The organism is Methanothermococcus okinawensis IH1, assembly GCF_000179575.2.
GTDB classification, from domain to species: Archaea; AGJL01; Methanococci; order Methanococcales; family Methanococcaceae; genus Methanofervidicoccus; species Methanofervidicoccus okinawensis.
Genome location: NC_015636.1, coordinates 1106379 through 1129459 on the forward strand (window position 1 = coordinate 1106379; position 23081 = coordinate 1129459).

The window sequence follows — 23081 nt, forward strand, 5'->3', positions numbered from 1 at the left end:
ATAATTAAAATATATAAAAAAAATAATATTTTAAAGAATAATTTAAAATAGATAATTACATCTTACCAGGACATTCAATGCCTAAAATATTTAATCCATTTTCTATAACTATTTTTGTGCATTCTACAAGTTTTAACCTCGAATAAACGATATTTTGGTTTTCTTCTTTTAATATCGGGCAATTTCCATAGAATCTATTAAATGCCTGTGCAACATCAAGCATGTAAATTGCTACTATTTGCGGTTTTCTCGCATTTGCAGATTTTTCAACTATATTCGGGAATTTTAGTAATGTTTTTATTAATATCTTTTCATTATCGATTAATTCATAGTTAAATAGCTCATTGAAATTAATATTTTTTTCATTGTAGTTATTTTCTTTATTTTCAAGAATTCTACAACATCTGGCATGGGCATACTGTATTACTGGACATCCAACCTTTTCAAAATCAAGTGCTTCATCCCATCTAAATACCATGGGTTTTTCTGGTGAGATTCTAACGATATTGTATCTTACAGCACCCGTAGCTATTTTATGGGCAATTTCGTTTATTTCATCCTTATCTGTTGCCACGCCTCTTTTTTTAACCTCATCAATTGCCCTTCTTTTCGCCTCCTCAAAGAGCTCATCTATACTTATAAACCTTCCCCTCCTAGTGCTCATTGAGCCCTCTGGAAGTGATATAAACTCATAAAATACGATTTCTGGCGTGTTATAACCTAATAATTTTAAACTTGCATTTACCATTTCAGCCGTGAGTTTATGGTCTGCACCAAGTATATTGATACCTATATCGCAGTTTTTCATCTTATCGATATGATATGCAATATCCCTTGTGGAGTATAAACTTGTTCCGTTTAATCTTGCAAGAACTAATTTTTTCTCTATTCCAAAATCTGAAAGGTTTAGTCTATACACTTCATCTTTTTCCACTTTTCCAGTTTCCATTAGTCTTTTTATAACCTCTTTTACCATACCGTTTTTAACATAGGAGCTCTCCCATACAAATTTGTCATGTTTAATATTGAGATTTTTTAAAGTTTCTTTAAATCCGCTTAATGCATAATTCACAGCATATTCGAATTTTTTGGTTATTTCGTTTTCTTCATTTTTTTCAGAAGCTTCCTCATATTTTTTCATTAAATCCAATATATTTTTTTCGAGCTCGGGGTTTTCATTCAAAAGTTTATTGGTTTCCACATAGACCTCACCTATGGCATGGTCTGGTTTTTTATTTTTATCCAATTTAAATTTACTCAATCCAAATACCACTATTGCCTCCTGCCTTCCCATATCATTTACATAGTATTGAGTTTCAACATTATATCCTGCAAATTCAAGCACTCTTTTTAAACTATCTCCAACAATGGCATTTCTGCTATGTCCTATGTGTAAAGGTCCGTTTGGGTTTGCGGAGGTATGTTCCAATATTATCTTTTTGTTTTTTTCTTCCCCTTTTCCAAAATTATCTTTTTCATTCAGTATCTTTTTTACACCTTTTTTTGAATAGCTATTGTAATTTAGGAAAAAATTTATATATCCATTTACAGCCTTTATATCCTTTATTCCCTCAATATTTTCAGATTTTAAAGAATTTGCTATTTCTTCTGCTATAACCATGGGCGATTTTTTCAATAATTTTGCCAATCTAAATGCTATGTTCGTTGAATAATCACCTAAATTTAGAGAAGGAGGCTCTTCCAATCTTATTGTTTCCATTTTTTCTTCTGATTCTCCTGTTAATTCATTTATTTTTTTATACAGTGCTTCAATTATGTTTTTTTCAATCATTTTATCACTTTAATTATTATAGTTATATCATAATCTTTTTAATTTTAATTTTTAATTTTAAATTAATTAGATGTAATTTTATACTCCATTATATCATTATTATATCATTATACTTCACTATAATTTTATATTTTTATTATAATTTTTATGTTATTTTATAATCATAATTTTATATAGATTGCACTTACTATATTACTATTAATATATATGAGGAATGAAATTATATTTATAATTTTAATTTAACTTATTCTATTATTATCATTGTCCATTAATCATTATTATTTATTTATGGTGAGATTATGAAAACAGAATTAACAAATGTGGATATCCATGTCGCTGTAAAGGAGCTCCAAAAAATAATAAATGGAAAACTTGATAAGGCATTTTTAGTGGATTCTCAGGATGGTAAGGAGCTCATATTGAAACTCCATATCCCAGAGATTGGAACAAGGGAGCTCGCCATAGGCACAGGCAAATATAAATATATTACATTGACAGAATACAGCAGAGAAAAACCAAAGAACCCTCCATCATTTGCGATGTTGCTTAGAAAACATCTGAAAAATATAAAAATAACAAGTATAGAACAGCATAACTTTGATAGGATTGTTAAATTTACATTTCAATGGGGTGAAATAAGTTATAAATTAGTTGTAGAGCTCTTTGGTGATGGAAACATTATATTACTTGATAATGAGGATAAAATTATTCTTCCATTAAAAATTGAAAAATGGAGCACAAGAAGAATTATTCCAAAGGAAATATATAAATTTCCTCCACAGAAGGATTTGACACCTTTCAATATAGAATATGGCGTGGCTTATGATATATTTAAAGACGAGTTTAAAAAGGATGAAAACAAAGATACAGAATGTGTAAGGGTTATTTCAAGAATATTTGGTTTAGCAGGAATATATGCCGAAGAAATTTGTGAGTTAGCAGAAGTTGATAAAAAAATAAAAAATCCCTCTAATGAAGAGATAAAAAAGTTATTTGATGGAACAAAAATATTTTTTAATAAACTATTCAATGAAAAGAGACCTCAAATCGTGTTAAAAAATGGAGAATACTACGATGTTACGCCGATAGAATTAATGAAATATAAAGATAAAGATTATGATAAAAAATATTATGAAGAATTTTTAACGGCATTGGATGATTATTTTTCACGGTTTATATTAAAAAAGGAGATTAAAAAGGAAGAAACAAAATTGCAGAAGATGGTAAAAAAACAGGAAAGAATATTAAACAATCAAATTGAATCCTTGAAAAAATATGAAAAACAGGCAAAAGAGAACCAGATAAAAGGAGATTTAATTTATGCAAATTATGCCCTTGTAGATGAAATAATAACGACCTTAAAATCAGCACGAGAAAAGATGGATTGGAGCTCCATAAAAAAGATAGTTAAGGAGAATAAAGATAATCCAATATTGAGCAAAATAGTATATATTAACGAAAAAAATGGAGAAATTACATTAAAATTATCCGCAGATTATGGAAATGGACTTATTGAAAAGGATGTTTCACTTGATATAAGGAAAAATGCCTTTGAAAATGCCGATAACTATTATAGTAAATCCAAAAAGTTTAAAAACAAGATAGAAGGTGTTAAAACAGCCATAAACCTATCAAAAGAAAAACTTGAAAAGTTAAAGAAAAAAGAAGAAATTGAAATGGAGTCCCTTAAAGAGAGAGAAGAAAAAACTATGGAGAAAAAAGAGAGAAAGAAAAGAAAATGGTATGAAAAATTCAAATGGACAGTAATAAATAATTATTTAATAATTGCAGGTAAGGATGCTACAACAAACGAAATGCTTATAAAAAGATATACTGAAAAGGACGATATAGTATTCCACACCCTTATGGAAGGAGCTCCTTTTACAGTAATAAAAATGAATGGTAAAAACATAGATGAACTTAATGAAGATGAGAGAGAATTTTTATTAAATGAAACTGCAAAATTTGCAGCATCTCATTCAAAGGCTTGGAGGCTTGGATTGGGTAGTGCCGATGTTTATTGGGTAAAACCCGAGCAAATTTCTAAAACCGCTGAAAGTGGAGAGTATCTTAAAAAGGGAGCATTTGTAATAAGAGGCAAAAGGAATTTTATAAGAAGTGTGCCTCTTGAACTTGGAATAGGTATTGTTGAATATGACAATGAGGAAAGATTAACCACAGCACCACCAGAAACAATTAAAAACTTTAAAAAATATGTTCTATTAAAACCTGCTAAAAAGAAAAAAGGTGAATTAATAAAAGAACTTAAAATAGAGTTTAAGGAATACGGTGTGGATGATGAGGATATACTCAGAGCTCTACCACCGGGTGAAAGTGATATAAAAAATAAATAATAAATCATACCAATATAATTAAAAATAATAAGTTATGATAAATAATAAATTAAAATTATGATAAAATAAAATAAATAAGAAATAATTAATAAAATAAATATAAACTCCATTTAAATTTCAACAACATCCACTATTTCAAGAGGAATATCTTTTAAAGCTCTTCCTATTGAAGATTTTGCAATTCTCACAGCATGTTCTGGACTTTCCGCATTAAAAATCTTCATAGATAATAATATACCTACAATAGCCGTCCTTGCAACAACCAAAACACAGTCTATTGGTTCTCCACATTTTGGACAGATGGTTAATCCAACATCTATATCAACATATTCCATATTTTTTTTGTTTAATATTTTGCCTATATTTGATACTGCCACTCCTATGGCATCTTCGACATCTTCAACATTTTTTACTATATAGGGCGCCTGTAATGTTACATGATAATTTGTCATTTAATCTCACCAATTATTATATATTTCTCGCATTTTCCTTTATTTTGCCAATGTAAATCTTATGTCATCATCGCCCACATTAAAAATACCTAACCGAGCTCCGGCATCTATCCAACCATAAGCATAATTTAATGATGCGAACGCATTAACATAATCTCCTTTTTCTATAAATGTTTTTGCATCGTTAAAATAACATTCAATCATACATAAAAAATCTTCTGCAACATCATACAATAAACTTCTCTTTGGTGGAAAACCCTTTTTTATAATATTTATTGCTTCTTCTGTTCTGCTTAAATAATTATATAACTTTTTATTCGAGATGATATTGTTAATATTACTACTGTTATTACTACCATTATTGCAGTTAATATCCATTAGCATCCTCTTTTAATCTTTAAAAATGTTTTAAAAAAATAAAAAATAATTAATGCCATTTTATAATTATTATTCTTTTTATTCCTAATGGCATCAAGAATTACCCTCTGCTCTGTTCTTGCAACTGTTTTTCTTATGGTGTCTATTGCATCGATATTTGCAGAAATGCTTGTGATACCCCATTCCACGAGTTTTTCAACAATGGCAGGCCTGCTTCCAGCCTGACCGCAGATTGAAGTTTTAACGCCATATTTTTTACAGGTTTTTATTACCGATTCTACAAGTTTTAAAACTGCTGGATGGTTTTCCCTATAATACTTTGCAACAAATTCATTATTTCTGTCTATTGCAATTGTATATTGGGTTAAATCATTTGTTCCAAGGGAAACAAAGTTAATGCCTTCTTTTATAAAATCCTCAATGATTAATGCAGCTGCTGGCGTTTCAACCATTATTCCGAATTCAATATCTTTTCCAAGTTCCAACCCAATTTTATGGGCTAATTTCTTAACCTCTTTAACTTCATCAGGACTTGTTACAAGTGGTATCATTATGTTTATATTTTTATATCCATCTTCCCTTAATTTTTTAATGGCAAGTAATTCACATCTTAAAATTTCTGACTGGTCTAAACCTCTTCTAATACCTCTCCATCCCATCATAGGATTGTGTTCTTCTGGCTCATCTTCTCCACCCTTCAAACCTCTAAACTCATCTGTTGGGGCATCCAATGTTCTATATGTTACAGGTCTTGGATAAAATGCATCTGCTACTTTTCTAATACCTTCTGCAAATATATTTACAAGTGCATCTTCACCTTTTTCCTCCAACACCTTAATTGGATGAACCCCTGTTCCAAGAATCATGTGCTCTGCTCTTAAAAGACCTACTCCATCTGCACCAGTAGCCGCAGCTCTTTCTGCAACCTCAGGCATGGATACATTTACCTTTATCTCTGTTGCAGTTATTATCGGAGCTCCTGCAACTACAACCTGAGCAGGTGCAGTTTCTTCTTTTTTCTTAATTTCTCCTTCATATACAATTCCTTTTTCACCATCAACGGTTACTATCATACCATCTTTTAGAATTTCCGTTGCCCTCTGGGTCCCTACAACACAGGGTGTTCCGAGCTCTCTTGAAATAATGGCAGCGTGACAAGTCAATCCACCGTCATCGGTGATGATAGCACTTGCCTTTTTCATTGCAGGGACCATATCTGGGGTAGTCATACCTGTAACTAATATATCCCCATCTTTAATTTTATCTATCTCCTCGATATCGTGAAGTATTTTTACTTTTCCTGAGGCTACACCAGGTGATGCTCCAATACCTTTTAAAAGTATTTTTGCTTCGATTTCTTCTTCTGTTTTTTCTGCTTCTTTCTTTTTCTCCTTATTTAATGTTGTAATAGGTCTTGCCTGAAGCATATATACTTTTCCATTTTCCAAAGCCCATTCAATATCCATAGGTCTCTTATAATGTTTTTCAATAAGAATTCCTTTTTCAGCTAAATTTTTAATATCTTCATCGGATAATACCCTTTTTTCCTGCATATCTTCTGGAACAGGTATCTCTTTGGTATCTCCATTTTCATCTTTAACAAACATTGTTTTCTTTTTGGCTATGTATATGTTTTTAATTGATAAGTTGGTTTTATCGATTATATATGTGTCTGGGCTTACTATACCGCTTACAACACCTTCTCCAAGCCCCCATGCTCCTTCTATTACCATTTCATTATAATTTTGGTTCATTGGATTTACTGTGAACATAACCCCTGCTTTATCTGCATTTACCATTTTTTGAACAACTGCGGCTAATGCTACTTGGAAATGGTCAAATCCTTCCTGTTCTCTATAAAATACTGCCCGTGGTGTGAATAGTGATGCAAAACATCTTTGAACAGCATTTACTACATTATCAGCTCCTTTAATATTTAAATATGTATCTTGCTGTCCTGCAAAACTTGCATTTGGTAAATCTTCTGCTGTGGCTGAGCTCCTAACTGCCACAAATATTTCTCCCCCTCCATCAATTTCACAGAGTCTATTGTAGCTTTCAATGATGCTCAATTCCAAATCCTTAGGCATTTTTGCCGTTGTAATTAAATCTCTTGCCTTTTTTGACCTTTCTTTTAAATCATCCGTGTTATTTACATCAATACCCTTTAAAGTTTCTCTTATTTTTTCATCTAATTTCGTTTCCTTTATAAAATATCTGTATGCCTCAGCAGTTACTACAAATGCAGGGGGTACAGGAAGTCCTGCATTCCACATTTCACCGAGTGAAGCTCCTTTTCCACCTGCGAGATTTACATCTTTATTAGAAAGTTCGTCCAACCATGCTATCAATTTCATAATTTACCTCCACTTTATTAAAATAACAATATTATATATTGAATTTATGGTTTTTAAATATATCCCTTATTCTTATATTAAATTATTATAGTAATAATAAATAATAAGATATAGATTTTTTTACTTTCTTTTATTTTATCTTAATTATTTATCTTATTTTTATTTTTAATTTAGTTCACAATTTATGAATATATGTTCAATAATCGTAATGTTTATATATATTTTAATCCATACGATTATAAGGTTATTTAAATAAATAAATATAGTATTTAGTATTTTATAAAAAATAAGTGGGTGTTATTTTGGAAAAAATTATCAGCGTAATTGATATAGGTTCTAATACTGTAAAACTTGTAATATATAAATATAAAAACGGTAAATTAATACCAAAATATACTCAATCAATATATTTGAGATTATTTAATTATTTGATTAAAAGTAATTCTCCCCATGGTGAGAAATTAATTATATCAAAGAAAGGTATTTCTAAAACAAAAGAAGTACTGGAACATTTTAAAAAGGAAGTGGATGAATATAAACCTGATAAACTTATAGCTTTTGCAACCTATGTAATAAGAGTGGCGGATAATAAGGATGAATTTTTAAATGAAATGAAAGACTACTTCGACATAAGGATATTGTCAGAACAGGAAGAAGCGTATTATTCGGCGTATGGGGCGTTATTGAATATTAATTTAGAAAGCGGAATAATATGTGATATGGGTGGGGGAAGTTTGGAGGTATGTTCTGTAAAAAACAACGATATTGAACACTGCAATAGTTATCCCCTTGGAACATTATATTTTAAAGACTTCTTTCCGGATGGAATATTGATAAATGAAGAAGGGGCAAGAAATAAGATTAGAAAATTTATAAAAAAACCCAGCCAAAATTTCGAAACAATGGTAGGTGTAGGAGGCAGTATAAGAGCTCTCTCAAAAATTACACATAAAAAGAAAATAGAAAAAACGGTTCTTGATAAAACTTTGAATAAAATAAAAAATATGACACCTAATGAAATTTCTGAAAAATATATGATATCTGAAAGGAGGTCAGAAACCGTAGTTTCAGCAGCACTTGCAATGTCTGAATTGATGAATATTTATGGTTGTAAGACTTTGTATATATCTAAATATGGTATTAGGGAGGGCATAATTTTAAAATTACTTTTAAATGGTGAAAAACCGTAAAATATAGGAAAAATAAAAAAAGAAAAAGAAAAAGAAGCAAATATAATGAAATAACTATAAAATAAATATAAAACAATAATAATCGTAAAATAGAACAATATAATGAATAAGAATAGAATAAAAAAAGATGAGGGATTATATGGATAATCATAATTCCAATCATGATAGTATGATTGATATATCGGAGCTCGTAAAAAATGTTAAGAATAGATTAAATAATCAGAATATTAAAAATTCAAATGACACCATAAATAGATTAGGTTCTGAAAAATACAATAATGATAAAACTATGGGGAAAAATACTGAGAATAAAGGCAATTCATCAAAAACTATCGGAAAATACATGGTAAAAAAAGAAGAATTAAAAAATAATAAAAATAACAATAACAGTAATAATAATGCCAATGGCAAAAACAATAAACATGAGGTAATAGCTAAAATAGAATATCTATCAAAAAATAACGATAATAATAATTATAATGAAAATAATAACAACAATATTAATAATAAATATGACAAAGATAATTACTATAATAACGAACATAATAATTTTGAATCGCAACTAAACTTAAATAATCCTAATTATTATATAAATAGGGAGTTAAGTTGGTTAGAGTTTAATAAGAGAGTTTTAGAAGAATCGAGTGATGAATCAAATCCATTATTGGAACGATTAAAATTTTTGGCAATATTCAATTCAAATTTAGATGAATTTTTTATGATAAGAGTTGCAGGGCTTAAACAGAGAGTATCTGCAAATATTTTGGAAAAATCCCCCGACGGATTAACACCTTATGAACAGCTGGTGGAAATTCATAAAAAAACAAAAAAACTGCTTAAATATTCTGAATTACAATACAATATCCTTATAGACCAATTAAGAAATCATGGTATTTACATACATAAATTTAGTGAAATAGACCATGATTTAAAACATCAGGCAAAGGAATACTTTAAAAAATACATATTGCCAGTATTAACGCCTCTTGGGATAGATGCTACCCATCCATTTCCGCATGTTGTAAATTTAGGGTTTAACATATTAATCGAGATAAACAGTGAGGAAGGTATAAAACTTGGACTTGTGCCTATACCTAAAAATATACCAAGATTCATAGAGATATACAATAACAATAAAAATGGCAAAAACAGTGAAAGGCACTTTATACTCCTTGAAGAGTTGATAATGGAACATATAAATAAGTTATTTCCACATCAGGATATAAAAAGGATGATAACATTTAGACTTACAAGGGATGCAGATATTCGAATCCAAGAGGATGAAGCAGATGATTTACTTGAAGAGATTGAAAAAGGTCTAAAAGAAAGAAGATTTGGAAAGGCTGTTAGGTTGGAAATATATGAAAATTCTGGTAAAGGGGGAAATAAATATCTCCAAGAATTTTTAAAGGATGAATATGATTTAGAGGATATGGATATATATAAAATGAAAATTCCGCTAAATTTAACCGATTTATGGCAACTTTATGAATGTATAGATGATATAAATTTAAAATATAAACCATATATACCTTATTTATCATCAATTTTTGATATTGACATATTTTCTACCTTAAAATCCAAAGATTTAGTATTATTTTTACCTTATGATTCGTTTGAACCTATTATAGATTTTTTAAACGATGCTGCTGAAAATCCTGATGTATTGGCAATAAAGATAGTGCTATATAGAACTGGGAGGCATTCCCCAATAATAGATGCATTGAAGAAAGCCGTTAGAAATGGAAAAGAAGTTACTGCTATAATTGAATTAAAAGCAAGATTTGATGAGGAGAGTAATATATCTTGGGCAAAATGTCTTGAAGAAGAGGGCGTGCATGTGGTTTATGGAATACCTAAATTAAAAATACATGCAAAGATGATTATGGTTGTAAAAAAAGAAGATGGCGGTATAAAAAGATATGTTCATTTAGGAACTGGCAACTATAATCATACCACTGCAAAGGTATATTCAGATTTAGGTATCATGAGCTCCGATGAAATATTGGGTAAGGATGTTGAAAAAATATTTAATGCCATTACTGGTTATTTCCAACATCCCAAACTAAATAAAATATATATCCCCTCATAAATTAAAGGAAAGGGTTATTGAATGTATAAGAAATGAGGCTAACCATGGTTCGAACGGTAGGATAATAGCTAAAATGAATTCTCTTGTGGATATGGATGTAATTAAAGAGCTTTATCGTGCTTCTCAAAAAGGTGTTGAAATAGACTTGATAGTTAGAGGAATATGCTGTTTGAAACCCGGGATTAAAGGAATTAGCGATAATATCAGGGTAAGAAGTATTGTTGGAAAATACCTTGAACATGCTAGGGTGTTTTACTTTAAAAATAATGGTGATGAAATTTTGTATTTAAGTAGTGCCGATTGGATGCCAAGAAACTTCAATAAAAGGGTAGAAACAATGTTTCCCGTGGAATCTAACACCATAAAAGAGTATATTAAAGAAATATTAAACATCCAACTAAGAGATACCACAAAAGCCAGAATTATGCAACCCGATGGAACCTATATAAGAACTGAACAAAAAGACTGTAATTCTCAGGAATATTTTGAAAAGTGGGTAAAATTAAAGGATATAAATAATATTTAAATTACATAGGTATATCAATTTTTTATTTATCTTATTTTTTATTATTTTTTATTATTTTATTTTAATGGTTTTAAATCTTTAATGCATTTATTCATAAAATATGAACTTTAATTCTAAATAGAAAACTTTATATATATAATAAGGTATAGGAATTATCGTAAATATATTTAAAATATATCAAGAATTATTAGTGATAATTGGCATATATAAGGTGATGATGTGAAAAAAATACTGGCATTGGTATTGGGTATATGTTTAATAGTCCCAATAGTAAGTTTAGCCGGATGTGTTGGAGGAGGCAATTCTCAATCCTCCGAACAACAATCCTCTGCGAGCTCTGCTACAAAAACCATAAGTCTAAGAACCACAGGTGCTACATTCCCTAAATATCAGATACAAAAATGGATAGAAGATTATCAAAAAACCCATCCAAATGTTAAAATTGAATATGAAGGTGGCGGAAGCGGTCATGGACAGGAAGTATTCTTAAAAGGCTTAACAGATATAGGAAGGTCAGACCCTCCTGTTAAAAAGAGTATGTGGGATAGATTTACGGCAACAGGAGACCAACCATTACAATTCCCTGAAATTGTGGGAGCTGTTGTTGTATCTTACAATATTCCAGAACTTGGAGATAAACCATTGAAATTAGACCCTAATACATTATCAGATATCTTCTCAGGAAAAATAAAATACTGGGATAATTCAAAAATAAAGGCATTAAATCCCGGTGTTAATTTACCCCATAAAGAAATTACCGTTATCCACAGAAGTGATGCAAGTGGAACCACTGAGATATTTACTACATATTTAAGTGTTGCAAGCACAAACTGGCCTGATAGTTTAGTTGGAAAATTAGTTGACTGGCCTGCTGACAAACAAGGAAGAGGAACAGCAGGAAAAGGTAATCCAGGCGTTGTAGCCATATTAAAAAATACACCTTATTCCATAGCCTATACCGAACTATCATATGCAATTGAAGAAAAATTGCCTGTTGCAGCATTGAAAAACAAAAACGGAAAATTCGTAGTTCCAGATAGCAAATCAATTCCAGCAGCTGTTACAGGTGTCAAATCCAAAATACCAAATCCAACAGAAGGATACAAGGAAGATTTAAAACAGATGTTAAATGCACCAGGAGATGATTCCTATCCAATAGTAGCATTCACTCATATATTGGTTTGGGAAAATAAAAATGGTAAGCATTACAGTCCAGAAAAGGCAAAAGCTATAAAAGACTTCTTAACATGGGTATTAACCGAAGGACAAAAACCTGAGCATTGGGCTCCAGGATATGTAGGATTACCTAAAAGTGTAGCAAATATAGGATTAAATGCTGTAAATAGTATAAAAGAATAAAAATATTAAGGATAAAAAATAACAATTATTATTACTATTATTTTTCTTCTTATTTATTTTTTTAAAGAATTATAGTTTTTAAAATTTCAAAAATTTCATTAAAAATATATTAAATAAAATATATATAATAAGCATGGTAATTATTTTATGATAATTATTTATTTCTTTTAATATATATTATAATTACAAAATATATCAAGGTTGAAAATCATGGGTATTGGTGAGCTCTTAAAAAAAATAGATGATTTTAAATTGATAACTTCACCTGCAATAGCTATAGTTTTTGTTTTATTCGTGTTGATGCTTGCTGTTTATTTTTACAATGCTTTACCAGCTATTGAAAAATACGGCATAAATCTGTTTTTACAAAATATCTGGAAAGCCACAGAAAATCCAATAAATGAAGTTTATGGATTAGCGGCACCAATTTGGGGAAGCATTTACACTGCCACAATTGCAATTATAATAGCCCTTCCACTGTCAATATGTTATGCAATATTTGTAAATGATTACGCACCTAAACAATTAAAATATCCTTTAATTATTATATCCGATATAATGGCAGGATTACCTACAATAATATATGGTATTTGGGGTGCATTTATATTGGTGCCTCTTTTAAGGGATAATTTAATGAAATTCTTATACAATCATTTTTCATTTATACCGTTGTTTAATTATCCACCGTTATCCGGATATTCCTATCTGTCAGCGGGGATATTGCTTGGAATTATGGTTATTCCATTTGCTTCGGCAATTATAAGGGAGGCTTATGCGATGATTCCATCGGTGTATAGGGAAGGATTGGTGGCATTAGGAGCTACAAGGTATGAAACTACAAAGGTTTTAATTAAATATGTAAAACCTGCAATAATGTCTGGATTTATATTGGCATTTGGTAGAGCTCTTGGTGAAACGGTTGCAGTATCCCTTGTTATTGGAAACTCCTTTAACCTAACCTATAAGCTATTTGCCCCAGGATATACCATATCTTCCCTTATAGCAAATCAGTTTGGAAATGCCATACTATACAAATACATGACATCAGTTCTTTTCTCTGCTGGACTGGTTCTATTTGTCGTAGGTTTGATAATCAATATTATAGGTCTTTATTATTTGAAGAGGTGGAGAGAAAATGTCACCCACTAACACCAATGGTAATAATAGCAATAATTCCAGTAGCCACCATAAAAAAATTAGAATGGTTAAAGATAAGATATTTTTAATAACTGTGGGAGCTCTAACATTAATTGCCATACTCCCACTTTTTCACATCATCATCTCAATAATTATAAAAGGATTACCAATTATCTTAAAAAACGGTTCAACATTTATATTTGGAACATTGAGTGAAGGGGGAATTGGTCCAGCAATAGTGGGAACTTTAATGCTGACATTATTGGCCACTCTCATAGGGTTGCCATTGGCTTTCTTGGCTGGGGCATACAGCTATGAATATCCCGACAGTTTTATAGGAAGAACCACAAAAATGCTCTTACAAATCATGTTGGAGTTTCCAACGATACTTGTAGGTGTGTTTGTCATGGGAATATTGGTTGTTCCTATGGGTTCTTTCTCTGCAATTGCAGGAGCTCTGGCATTGGCACTTATACTTACCCCTTATGTTTCAGTATATACCGAAGAAGCTATGGCAGAAATACCACGAATATATAAGGAGGGAGGATATGCATTAGGTTGCACCAGAGCTCAGGTGATATTTAAAGTAATTACAAAAATGGCTAAAAAAGGGATATTAACTGGAATATTGATAGGCATGGCTAAGGTTTCAGGGGAAACTGCTCCGCTACTATTTACAGCGGGTGGATTGTATGAATCTTATCCCTCAAATCCTCTGGAACCTGTTGGAGCAATTCCGCTGCTGATATATACATTGGTTCAAAGCCCTTCCATAGAAGACCATCAAATGGCTTGGGGAGCAGCACTGGTTATGCTTATTTTATTCTTGGCATTATTTGTACCTATAAGATATGCTTTAAAAGACGAAATAAAACTTTAAAAGGGATAGCATGGACAATACGAATATAAAAATGGAAACAAAAAATTTAAACCTATGGTATGGAGATAAGCAGGCATTGTTTAATATAAATCTTCCAGTTCATGAAAACAAAATCACAGCACTGATTGGTCCAAGTGGTTGTGGTAAATCTACATTTTTAAGATGTTTGAATAGATTGAACGATTTAATAACTACCGTTAAAATAAACGGGGATGTTTTGTTGGATGGAAAAAATATATACGACAATGATGTAGATGTTTATGATTTAAGAAAAAGAGTAGGTATGGTTTTTCAAAAACCTAATCCTTTTGCCATGAGTATTTATGACAATATTGCATTTGGTCCAAGGATACACGGTATCAAAGATAAAAAAACGCTTGATAAAATTGTAGAATGGTCATTAAAAAAGGCTGCATTATGGGATGAAGTTAAAGATGAACTAAATAAAAATGCCCTTTCGTTATCAGGAGGTCAGCAGCAGAGACTGTGTATTGCAAGAACAATAGCTGTGAAACCTGATGTGATATTGATGGATGAGCCAACTTCGGCACTTGACCCAATATCTACATTAAAAATTGAAGATTTGATGGCAGAGTTAGCTAAGGATTATACAATAGTAGTTGTTACACACAACATGCAACAGGCAAGTAGGGTTTCGGATTATACTGGATTTTTCTTGATGGGAAAACTTATAGAATTCAACAAAACAGAAAAAATATTCCTTGAACCATCCAAAAAAGAAACTGAGGATTATATAAGTGGTAGATTTGGTTAATTAGTTTAATTATAAGTAAAACCAATATAATATGTTAATATCAATAGGTGGTATTATGACAAGAGAATTACTATATACTAAAATAGAAGAAGTAGAAAATGATGTAATGGATATGGGAACATTGTGTATGGATGCTTTAAAGGATGCTGTGGAATCATTTTTGTCATGCGATAAAGAGTTAGCAAAAAAAGTCCGAGAAAACGACGATATAATAGATAGAAAAGAAATGGAAATCGAAGAAAAATGCGTATCTATTATAGCACTTCAACAACCTGTTGCATCGGATTTAAGAACCATATTAACAGTTATTAAAATTATTTCAAAATTGGAAAAAATAGGAGATAATGCTTCAAAAATAGCCAAAATCACTTTAAAATCAAAACTCGATGGACCTATTAAGAATGAGGTATTAAATGTAATGCTTGAATATTTAGAAAAAATGTTAAAGGACGCTTTGATATCATTTAAAACTAAAAATGAAAGTCTTGCAAGGGATGTTTATAATAGAGATAAAAAAATAGATACATTGTATAACCAGCTTTACAGGGAAATGATTAGTTATATAGTAGAAAATCCAAAGAACACTACAAAAGCCACGGAAATTATATTTGTTGGGAAGTATTTAGAGCGAAGTAGTAATTTAGTGGCTTCAATTGGAGATAGGGTGGTATATATGATAACGGGGGAAAGAATAAAAGAAGAAGAATTTGATTTTAAGCATTTTGAATAAATATATCTTACTTTCCCTATCTATTAATAGAAATATAGTGATAATAATAAATAAAAATCCATAAAAATGAGGGGATGAAATATTATGGAAAATACCACATCCGCTACTGACAAAATTAATGTAGGGGATAATACTACTGATTTATCGAGGGAGGAGCTCCTAAATAAACTGGGTATTAGACCACCCTCAGAGGATGAAATATCGGCATTAACAAAATCAGCATTTGAAAACCATAGTGAATTGGAAGATAATTTAAAAAGCGATGTATATAGTAAATTGGATTTTTTTCTATCTTCACAGGATGGTGTATATTATTATGATATAAAAATTACGGAAAACGGGTGGAATATAATAAAATAATGGTTGATTATACCATAAAAATAAAATGCAAAAAATTCCTTGGTATGATAAATAAAATAAGTTTAAATCATGTCAAAAAAGGCATCAACAATATAGTAAATAACAATGTCCCATCAGAGTATTATTTATATACCTCCAATCAGCAGAGCTCCGCTAAAAATTCAGAATATATTATAATTCAAAGTTGCATTTATGTCCATAAATACATGTAAATAAATATTAATAAAAACTTAGAAATATAAATATAATTTGGTATTTTACCTACCATTATCTTATTATTATTAATTACTTATTATTCATTATTTTTTCTTTTCCTCCACTCCTCAATAGGTATTGAGTATTTGTCTTCAAACTGTTTTCTATATAATGTATTGTATGTGCAGAATGGTATTATTTTATTGTCTGGCAATGCATAATGTATGACGCATCTCTGAATCCTTTTAGCATCAAAATTATATGGGTCCATAAAATGCATACATCCAATTAAAATCGTATTAAAATGGAATTTTGAGAGGGCATTATAATCTCCCTTCAATATTTTTATTAAAGTTTCCATAAGTTTTATATTTGATGGCATTTTTGAAGAATCTACTAAACTAGGCAGTGCTTTTGTAATCTTTAAAAGTATTTTTCCTTTTTCTATCCTAGATAGTTTATTTTTATCATTATAATTCTCATATATTTCTTTAAGAACTTCTATAAAACCTTCAACATCAAAGAATCTTGTTATAGGTATAAGTTTATCATTTTCTACAAATACATAGGTTGCAGCTCCGCAGTGTTGGTGAGCACTCAATTTTATTACTTCTCTATTTTCCCAGAGCTCGACAAATAAGGATATTGGCACCACAAATGGCACAGGATAAAAATCATCTTTTAATATTTCTCCATCGGTCTGTTCTTCAACAAGTTTAACAAAATCTGGAATGGTTATTCTCTGCTCCAATCTTTTGTTTTCATCGATTCTTCCAGTAAAAGAAACAGGTTGAACATTTACATTTCTAACAACATCTTTATTTTTAGCGGCAAATCTTATTATACCCCCCATCTGGTCATCATTAACCCCTTTTACAAGTGTTGGAACCAAAACAACACTGTTAAAATTGGCCTTTCTACAATTTTCTATAACCTTTAATTTTAAAGGCAGGAGATTTTTATTCCTTGCAATTAAGTAAGGTCTTTCTGTTAAGCCATCGAATTGCAAATAAATTGTGGATAATCCAGCTTCCTTTAATTTCTTAATATATTCAATATCTTTTAATTTTATACCGTTGGTGGCAACTTGAACATGATTAAACCCGAGCTCCTTAGCCATTTTTATTAGTTCTGGCAAATCTTCTCTAACGGTTGGTTCTCCACCGGCAAACTGTATTGCAGGACATGGCACATCCTCATTCCTTAAATTAATCATCATCTGTTTTATCTCTTCAACCGATGGTTCATATACCTTTTTAGTTCTATTTGCATTTGCAAAACATATGGGGCAGTTTAAATTGCATCTATTTGTTACATCCAAATTTGCCAATACCGTTGTGGATTTGTGATTTGGACATAAACCGCAGTCAAAAGGACAGCCATCTTTAACCTCAGTATTTGCTTTTCTTATCCCATTCCCAATATATTCATATTTATTGTATCGTTTATACATTTCGCTGTCATTCCAATAAACATCTCTAAATTTTCCATGTTCAGGACATTCTTTTTCTATTATTACTTTGCCATCTTCCTCAAATACATCTGCTTCAATTCTCTTTAAACATACAGGACATAAAGATATGGTTTTCAAAATAATCCCTCCACATGATTGTATAAATAAATTTATATATATTGATAATATAAAATAACAATATCTGATGTTTTATTCTCATATAGTTTTGATATTTAATTATTTCGCTTCATCAATATCATTATTAATAACTATCTTAACAGGTAAAAATGGTATTTTAATTTCTTTCTTTTTAATTTTTTTATCAATCATTATTACTTCGTTTAATTTATTTTGAAGTCCTTTTGATAATTTTTTTACGAGCTCCGATGGAGATACTGCTGAATATATATAAGGTTTTTTACCCAACCCTTCCTTATCCAATTTTTCCCTGCATACTATACCGTTTTTATACATATCCAAAATTACTTCCCTAACTGTGGAAGGGTATATCCCAGTTCCATGGGCTATTTCATCCACCGTGCTTTTTCCATATTTTCTAAGGTAGATATATATCTTAGCCTTTACCTCACTTGATAAAAGGTTTGATAAATTATCTATTAACGATTTATCTATATTTTCAATGGTTTTTTTTATTACTATTGATTTATCCTTTTCCTTAATTTTAACATTTTCCACCATTTCTTTTATTTCATCATTATTACTTTTATTATTATTTAATTTTATTTCTTCACTTTCTGTATCAATCTTATCCGTATCAAGATGTTCTGATTTATTACTGTTATCATCGTCGTTATTATTGCTGTTATTATTATTTTCATGGTTATTGATATTAGTATCCTTACACATATTAACACCTCGTTATAAATATATAAATGTATGTAATTATAGTAATATATTTAGATGCATCTAAACACATATTATGTCCTTATTATTAGGTCATAATTTAATTTTTATAGTATAAATAGGTTATGATATAATATTAATTATATTAAATGTATTTTAAAAATAGGAGTATTTACATAATTATTTCTAATTATTTTATAAGATAAAATATTAAAATAAGTAATAAGTAATTGGTGAGAATATGGTTGAATTGCTTGCACCTGCACGAGATTTAATATGTTTAAAAACTGCTATTAATTATGGTGCAGATGCAGTTTATTGCGGTTTAAAAGAACTAAATATGAGATTTACAGCTAAAAATTTTAATAGAGATGAATTAAAGGAAGGAATAAAATTTGCACATGACAATAACAAAAAATTATATCTATGCACAAATAGCATTATTTATGAAGATGATTTAAAAAAATTGAATGATATTTTCGATTTTGCCAATAGCTCAGAAGTTGATGCAGTAATAGTAAGTGATTTGGGAGCTATGACTGTTGCAAAAGATTATGGTCTTAGAATACATGCAAGTGTTCAAACAAATATTACAAATTCATTAACTGCTAAATTTTATTCAAAATTTGCAAAAAGGATAATTTTATCGAGAGAATTGACTTTAAACCAAATAAAAGATATTAGAAACAATTTAAAAAATGATTTAAAAAATAAAAGTAATGAAAAAAGTAATAAATGCTACCATAATTTAGAGCTCGAAGGATTTATACATGGAGCTCTGTGTGTAGCCATAAGTGGAAGATGTTTTTTAAGCTCCTACCTATTCAACAGAAACGCAAATTGTGGGGACTGCCTTCAACCATGCAGAAGAAAGTGGAAATTAATAAATGAACATGCTGATGGCACCAATGAGATAATTTGTGAAGGAAAATACCTTTTATCTCCAAAGGACTTATGCATGATTGAGTATATACCTGAGCTCATGGAGGTATTGGATAGTTTTAAAATAGAAGGTAGGGCAAAAAATGCAGATTATGTAATGAGAACCGTTAAAACCTATCGAGAAGCTATTGATGCTGTAATTGATGGAACATATAATGAAAAAATTCCATACTTTAAGAAGGAGCTCCAAAAGGTCTATAACCGAGAATATGATACAGGGTTTTATTTTAGGGATTTAACCAATAATCACGATTTCCAGTATGATATAGAGGGCAATGCTTCACCATATAAAAAGGTTGAAATTGGAACTGTTGTTAATTTCTATAAAAAAGTTGGAGTTGCAGAGATAAAACTTATAAACGATTTAAATGTAGGAGATGATATATTGATTATAGGCAATAAAACGGGATGTGTGGAGGAAAAAATAGAATCTATGCAAATAAACCACAAAGTCGTAAATATTGGAAAAAAAGGAGATAATATTGGGGTAAAATTAAATAATATTGTAAGGGAAAATGATAAAGTTTTTAAGTTAATTAAGTCAATTTAATAACTATTTTATAGTATTATATATCTGCTTTTAATTATTAAGAACTTTTTTATATTATTATGGGTTATAGTATAATATTGCATTATTATATATTATTAATATTATCGATATAATAAAATAAATAAATATATAAAAAATAAAAAATGAATAAAATAAATAAAATTTTCGTGATACCATGATGAATAAAGAAATAAAAATGTCCAAATTTGCACATGTTACAAAGGTTCATCCCTGTTATAATGAGAAATTACACGATAAAATAGGACGAGTGCATTTACCAGTAGCACCAAAATGTAATATAGCATGTAGATTTTGCAGAAGAAGTATTGGGGAGGAGTCATGCTGTGAAAATAGACCTGGGGTGGCTCATCATATAATGAAACCAGAAGAGGTTGAGGAATATTTAAGAGATTTAATAAAAAAGATGCCAAATTTAAAAGTTGTAGGTATAGCAGGTCCCGGGGATAGTTTATTCAATAAAGAAACATTTGAGACATTGGAAATAGTTAATGAGAAATTCCCTGATTTAATAAAATGTTTATCAACAAATGGTCTTTTACTTCCAAAATATGCAAAAAAACTTGCAGATTTAAATGTAAAAACCTTAACTGTAACTGTTAATGCAGTTAAGCCTGAAATACTTAAAGATATTGTAGATTGGGTTTATTATGAAGGAAAAGTTCATAAAGGTGAAGAAGGAGCAAAAATATTAATTAAAAATCAGATTGAAGGTGTTAAAAAGGCGTATGATTTAGGTTTAGTTATAAAAATAAATACCGTGCTTATACCTGAGATAAATATGGAGCATATTGTTGAAATTGCAAAAACATTTAAAGATACAGCCTATCTTCAAAATATTATACCGCTTATACCAATGTATAAAATGGAAAATCTAAGAAGGCCTACATGTGAAGAAATTAGCAGAGTTAGGGATGAATGCGAGGAGTATTTGCCTCAGTTTAGAGCATGTAGGCAATGTAGGGCAGATGCAGTAGGATTATTATCTGAGGAAAAGCATCTTGGTGGTGAAGGGAAAGAGTTAAATATATATGATTTAAAACATTTTTCACATTGATTAAAAAATAAAATTTAATAATATTAATTAATTATTTGGTGGTATTAATATGGAAAGAGCAGTTATAACAGTTACTGGAAAGGATAGAACAGGAATTGTAGCAAAAATAGCAAATGCATTAGCAGAAAGCAATGTAAATATTTTGGACATAAGGCAATCTATTATGGATGGATTATTTACGATGATTATGCTTGTAGATATTTCAGAATCAAAGGAGAGTTTTGAGGTCTTAGAACAAAAATTGGAAAAAATTGGAAATGAAATTGGTGTTAAGGTAATAATTCAGCACGAAGATATATTCAAATACATGCATAGAATTTAATTATTTTTATTTTATTTTTTATTTTAATTATTTTTTTCTAACTCTTCTTTTAATTCCAAGGCTTTTTTAATCCATTCTTCTGTAAATGGTTTTTCGGATGCTATCATAACTATACTTTTTCCATAAAAGGTTTTTCTAATCCTCATGCCTTCGGGAAATACTCTATTCATAAAATCAAGGAGCTTTAATATAAAATCATCTTTTGCATCGTGTATTACTTCATCCATGTCTATTGGAGAGTCGGTAATTATTTCGAATCGTGAAGGTTGGTCTATAATATTTATTTTTTTTAGCAACTGTGGGGCGTAAGTTTCATCCTCTATTTTTAGTTTTGTTATGGTTTTTCCATTCTCTTTTTTTGTTTCTTCTATGGAGACAATATCCCTCATTTTTATAGGTTTTGATGTAGATTTTGGAAGAGCTCCGATAACAAAAAATGGTTCATCTTCCCTACAAATCATTTTTACTTCAATTAACGATTTTCCAAGTATTGTATCTTCAAGAGATGTCTGGATAATTTTATCATATATCTCTTTTCCAGCCTTATCTTTGCAATCTACATATATCTTAGCCATAATATCCCTCTATGTTTTATATATTATTATTTAATTAAAATATTTAAAAGTTCCCTATGTTGTAATGAATAAATTAATAAAAATATCAATAAATAAATATTATTAAATATATAATTAGATTTAGTAATTTAATTATAATTATTATATCGCTCTTAAATATAAAATATTTACTAAAATAAAAATCAATAAAAAGATAAAATATTTAGAAGAAATAAAAAAATAAAAAAATCGGTGATATTATGGTATTAACATTATTAAAAGAGGAAAATGGACTTAGTCCTATGTTAAGGGAATTTAGGAGTTTAGTAGAAAATAACAACATAAAAAGTGTGGCATTTGTTGGTTCTATTGGGGTTTGTCAGCCCTTTGCAGAATTGTTTGGATATGCAGTAAGAAATAAAGAATGTTATTTTATCCCAGGTGGAGATTTAAATAACACTAAAAAACTTATTATTAAAGATATTGGTATGCAAATGGAAGATTTTGGAGATTTAAGGGATATAGATGCAGTGGTATTATTTGGTGGTTTAGCAATGCCAAAATATGGCACAGATATATGTATGATTAAGGAGCTCATACAAAAACTTTCACCTAAAAAGATTGTTGGTATTTGTTTTATGGGCATCTTTAAAAATGCTGGATGGGATAAGGAAATCGATTTTGATTATTTGATTGACGGTTATATTAAATTGAATGTATATTGCAAGGAAATTAAAGATTAAT

At 29.7% G+C, this 23081-nt stretch carries 22 protein-coding genes; 15 read left to right on the forward strand and 7 right to left on the reverse strand.

Features of this window, described 5'->3' with window-relative positions:
• Positions 1-55: 55 nt before the first annotated feature.
• Positions 56-1792, reverse strand: coding sequence for an arginine--tRNA ligase (gene argS, locus METOK_RS05580; protein ID WP_013867246.1), 1737 nt, complete (start codon positions 1790-1792; stop codon positions 56-58).
• A gap of 299 nt (positions 1793-2091) precedes the next feature.
• Between argS and rqcH the strand changes: the two genes are divergently transcribed.
• Positions 2092-4146, forward strand: coding sequence for a ribosome rescue protein RqcH (rqcH, locus tag METOK_RS05585; protein WP_013867247.1), 2055 nt, complete (start codon positions 2092-2094; stop codon positions 4144-4146).
• A gap of 110 nt (positions 4147-4256) precedes the next feature.
• Here rqcH and METOK_RS05590 read toward each other — a convergent pair whose 3' ends face one another.
• The 3 genes from METOK_RS05590 to ppsA are packed head-to-tail and all read right to left on the reverse strand — an operon-like array spanning position 4257 to position 7333.
• Complete coding sequence (locus tag METOK_RS05590) at positions 4257-4598, reverse strand: DUF555 domain-containing protein (protein ID WP_013867248.1); 342 nt, start codon at positions 4596-4598, stop codon at positions 4257-4259.
• A 39-nt stretch (positions 4599-4637) separates the two neighbouring features.
• Positions 4638-4976, reverse strand: coding sequence for a DUF357 domain-containing protein (locus METOK_RS05595; RefSeq protein WP_013867249.1), 339 nt, complete (start codon positions 4974-4976; stop codon positions 4638-4640).
• Positions 4976-7333, reverse strand: coding sequence for a phosphoenolpyruvate synthase (gene ppsA, locus METOK_RS05600; RefSeq protein WP_013867250.1), 2358 nt, complete (start codon positions 7331-7333; stop codon positions 4976-4978). The genes METOK_RS05595 and ppsA overlap by 1 nt, the downstream gene beginning before the upstream one ends.
• 302 nt (positions 7334-7635) lie before the next feature.
• Here ppsA and METOK_RS05605 point away from each other — a divergent pair, with 302 nt between their 5' ends.
• The 10 genes from METOK_RS05605 (at position 7636) to METOK_RS05645 (ending at position 16594) form a co-directional block, all read left to right on the forward strand.
• Entirely contained in the window at positions 7636-8523 is an 888-nt protein-coding gene (locus METOK_RS05605) for a Ppx/GppA phosphatase family protein (RefSeq protein WP_048057908.1), read from the forward strand.
• 139 nt (positions 8524-8662) lie between these two features.
• Positions 8663-10615: a polyphosphate kinase 1 gene (ppk1, locus tag METOK_RS05610; protein ID WP_198005230.1), complete on the forward strand. Its 1953-nt coding sequence runs from the start codon at positions 8663-8665 to the stop codon at positions 10613-10615.
• Positions 10616-10640: 25 nt separating this feature from the next.
• On the forward strand, positions 10641-11141 hold the full coding sequence (locus tag METOK_RS08735; protein WP_232210871.1) for a phospholipase D-like domain-containing protein: 501 nt from the start codon (positions 10641-10643) through the stop codon (positions 11139-11141).
• A 219-nt stretch (positions 11142-11360) separates the two neighbouring features.
• Complete coding sequence (pstS, locus tag METOK_RS05615) at positions 11361-12500, forward strand: phosphate ABC transporter substrate-binding protein PstS (RefSeq protein WP_013867252.1); 1140 nt, start codon at positions 11361-11363, stop codon at positions 12498-12500.
• 210 nt (positions 12501-12710) lie between these two features.
• Positions 12711-13649: a phosphate ABC transporter permease subunit PstC gene (pstC, locus tag METOK_RS05620; RefSeq protein ID WP_013867253.1), complete on the forward strand. Its 939-nt coding sequence runs from the start codon at positions 12711-12713 to the stop codon at positions 13647-13649.
• A complete protein-coding gene (gene pstA / locus METOK_RS05625) occupies positions 13636-14517 on the forward strand; it encodes a phosphate ABC transporter permease PstA (protein WP_013867254.1) in 882 nt (293 codons plus the stop codon). Before pstC ends, pstA begins: the two co-directional genes overlap by 14 nt.
• Before the next feature lie 10 nt (positions 14518-14527).
• Entirely contained in the window at positions 14528-15292 is a 765-nt protein-coding gene (gene pstB / locus METOK_RS05630) for a phosphate ABC transporter ATP-binding protein PstB (RefSeq protein ID WP_013867255.1), read from the forward strand.
• Positions 15293-15347: 55 nt separating this feature from the next.
• The gene (gene phoU, locus METOK_RS05635; protein ID WP_013867256.1) at positions 15348-16022 is read left to right on the forward strand and encodes a phosphate signaling complex protein PhoU; all 675 of its coding nucleotides are present in this window, start codon (positions 15348-15350) and stop codon (positions 16020-16022) included.
• 84 nt (positions 16023-16106) lie between these two features.
• Positions 16107-16382 (forward strand): DUF2226 domain-containing protein, encoded by a 276-nt coding sequence (locus METOK_RS05640; RefSeq protein WP_013867257.1) that lies wholly within the window; start codon positions 16107-16109, stop codon positions 16380-16382.
• The gene (locus tag METOK_RS05645) at positions 16382-16594 is read left to right on the forward strand and encodes a hypothetical protein (RefSeq protein WP_157198882.1); all 213 of its coding nucleotides are present in this window, start codon (positions 16382-16384) and stop codon (positions 16592-16594) included. The genes METOK_RS05640 and METOK_RS05645 overlap by 1 nt, the downstream gene beginning before the upstream one ends.
• 80 nt (positions 16595-16674) lie before the next feature.
• Here the strand turns inward: METOK_RS05645 and tes are convergent, their stop codons facing one another.
• Both tes and METOK_RS05655 read right to left on the reverse strand, forming a co-directional pair.
• Positions 16675-18168, reverse strand: a complete 1494-nt coding sequence (gene tes / locus METOK_RS05650; RefSeq protein ID WP_013867258.1) for a tetraether lipid synthase Tes — start codon at positions 18166-18168, stop codon at positions 16675-16677.
• 99 nt (positions 18169-18267) lie between these two features.
• Positions 18268-18729 carry a winged helix-turn-helix domain-containing protein gene (locus tag METOK_RS05655; RefSeq protein ID WP_083810069.1) on the reverse strand — a complete coding sequence of 154 codons (462 nt, stop codon included), beginning with the start codon at positions 18727-18729 and terminating at the stop codon, positions 18268-18270.
• Positions 18730-19135: 406 nt separating this feature from the next.
• Between METOK_RS05655 and METOK_RS05660 the strand changes: the two genes are divergently transcribed.
• From METOK_RS05660 to METOK_RS05670, 3 genes are all read left to right on the forward strand, one after another.
• Positions 19136-20386, forward strand: coding sequence for a peptidase U32 family protein (locus METOK_RS05660; protein ID WP_013867260.1), 1251 nt, complete (start codon positions 19136-19138; stop codon positions 20384-20386).
• A 175-nt stretch (positions 20387-20561) separates the two neighbouring features.
• Positions 20562-21461 (forward strand): radical SAM protein, encoded by a 900-nt coding sequence (locus tag METOK_RS05665; protein ID WP_013867261.1) that lies wholly within the window; start codon positions 20562-20564, stop codon positions 21459-21461.
• Between the two features lie 49 nt (positions 21462-21510).
• Complete coding sequence (locus METOK_RS05670; protein WP_013867262.1) at positions 21511-21783, forward strand: ACT domain-containing protein; 273 nt, start codon at positions 21511-21513, stop codon at positions 21781-21783.
• Between the two features lie 23 nt (positions 21784-21806).
• Here the strand turns inward: METOK_RS05670 and METOK_RS05675 are convergent, their stop codons facing one another.
• Positions 21807-22358 (reverse strand): methanogenesis marker 17 protein, encoded by a 552-nt coding sequence (locus tag METOK_RS05675; RefSeq protein ID WP_013867263.1) that lies wholly within the window; start codon positions 22356-22358, stop codon positions 21807-21809.
• A 239-nt stretch (positions 22359-22597) separates the two neighbouring features.
• Between METOK_RS05675 and METOK_RS05680 the strand changes: the two genes are divergently transcribed.
• The gene (locus METOK_RS05680) at positions 22598-23080 is read left to right on the forward strand and encodes a DUF2124 family protein (protein WP_013867264.1); all 483 of its coding nucleotides are present in this window, start codon (positions 22598-22600) and stop codon (positions 23078-23080) included.
• Position 23081 lies beyond the last annotated feature (1 nt).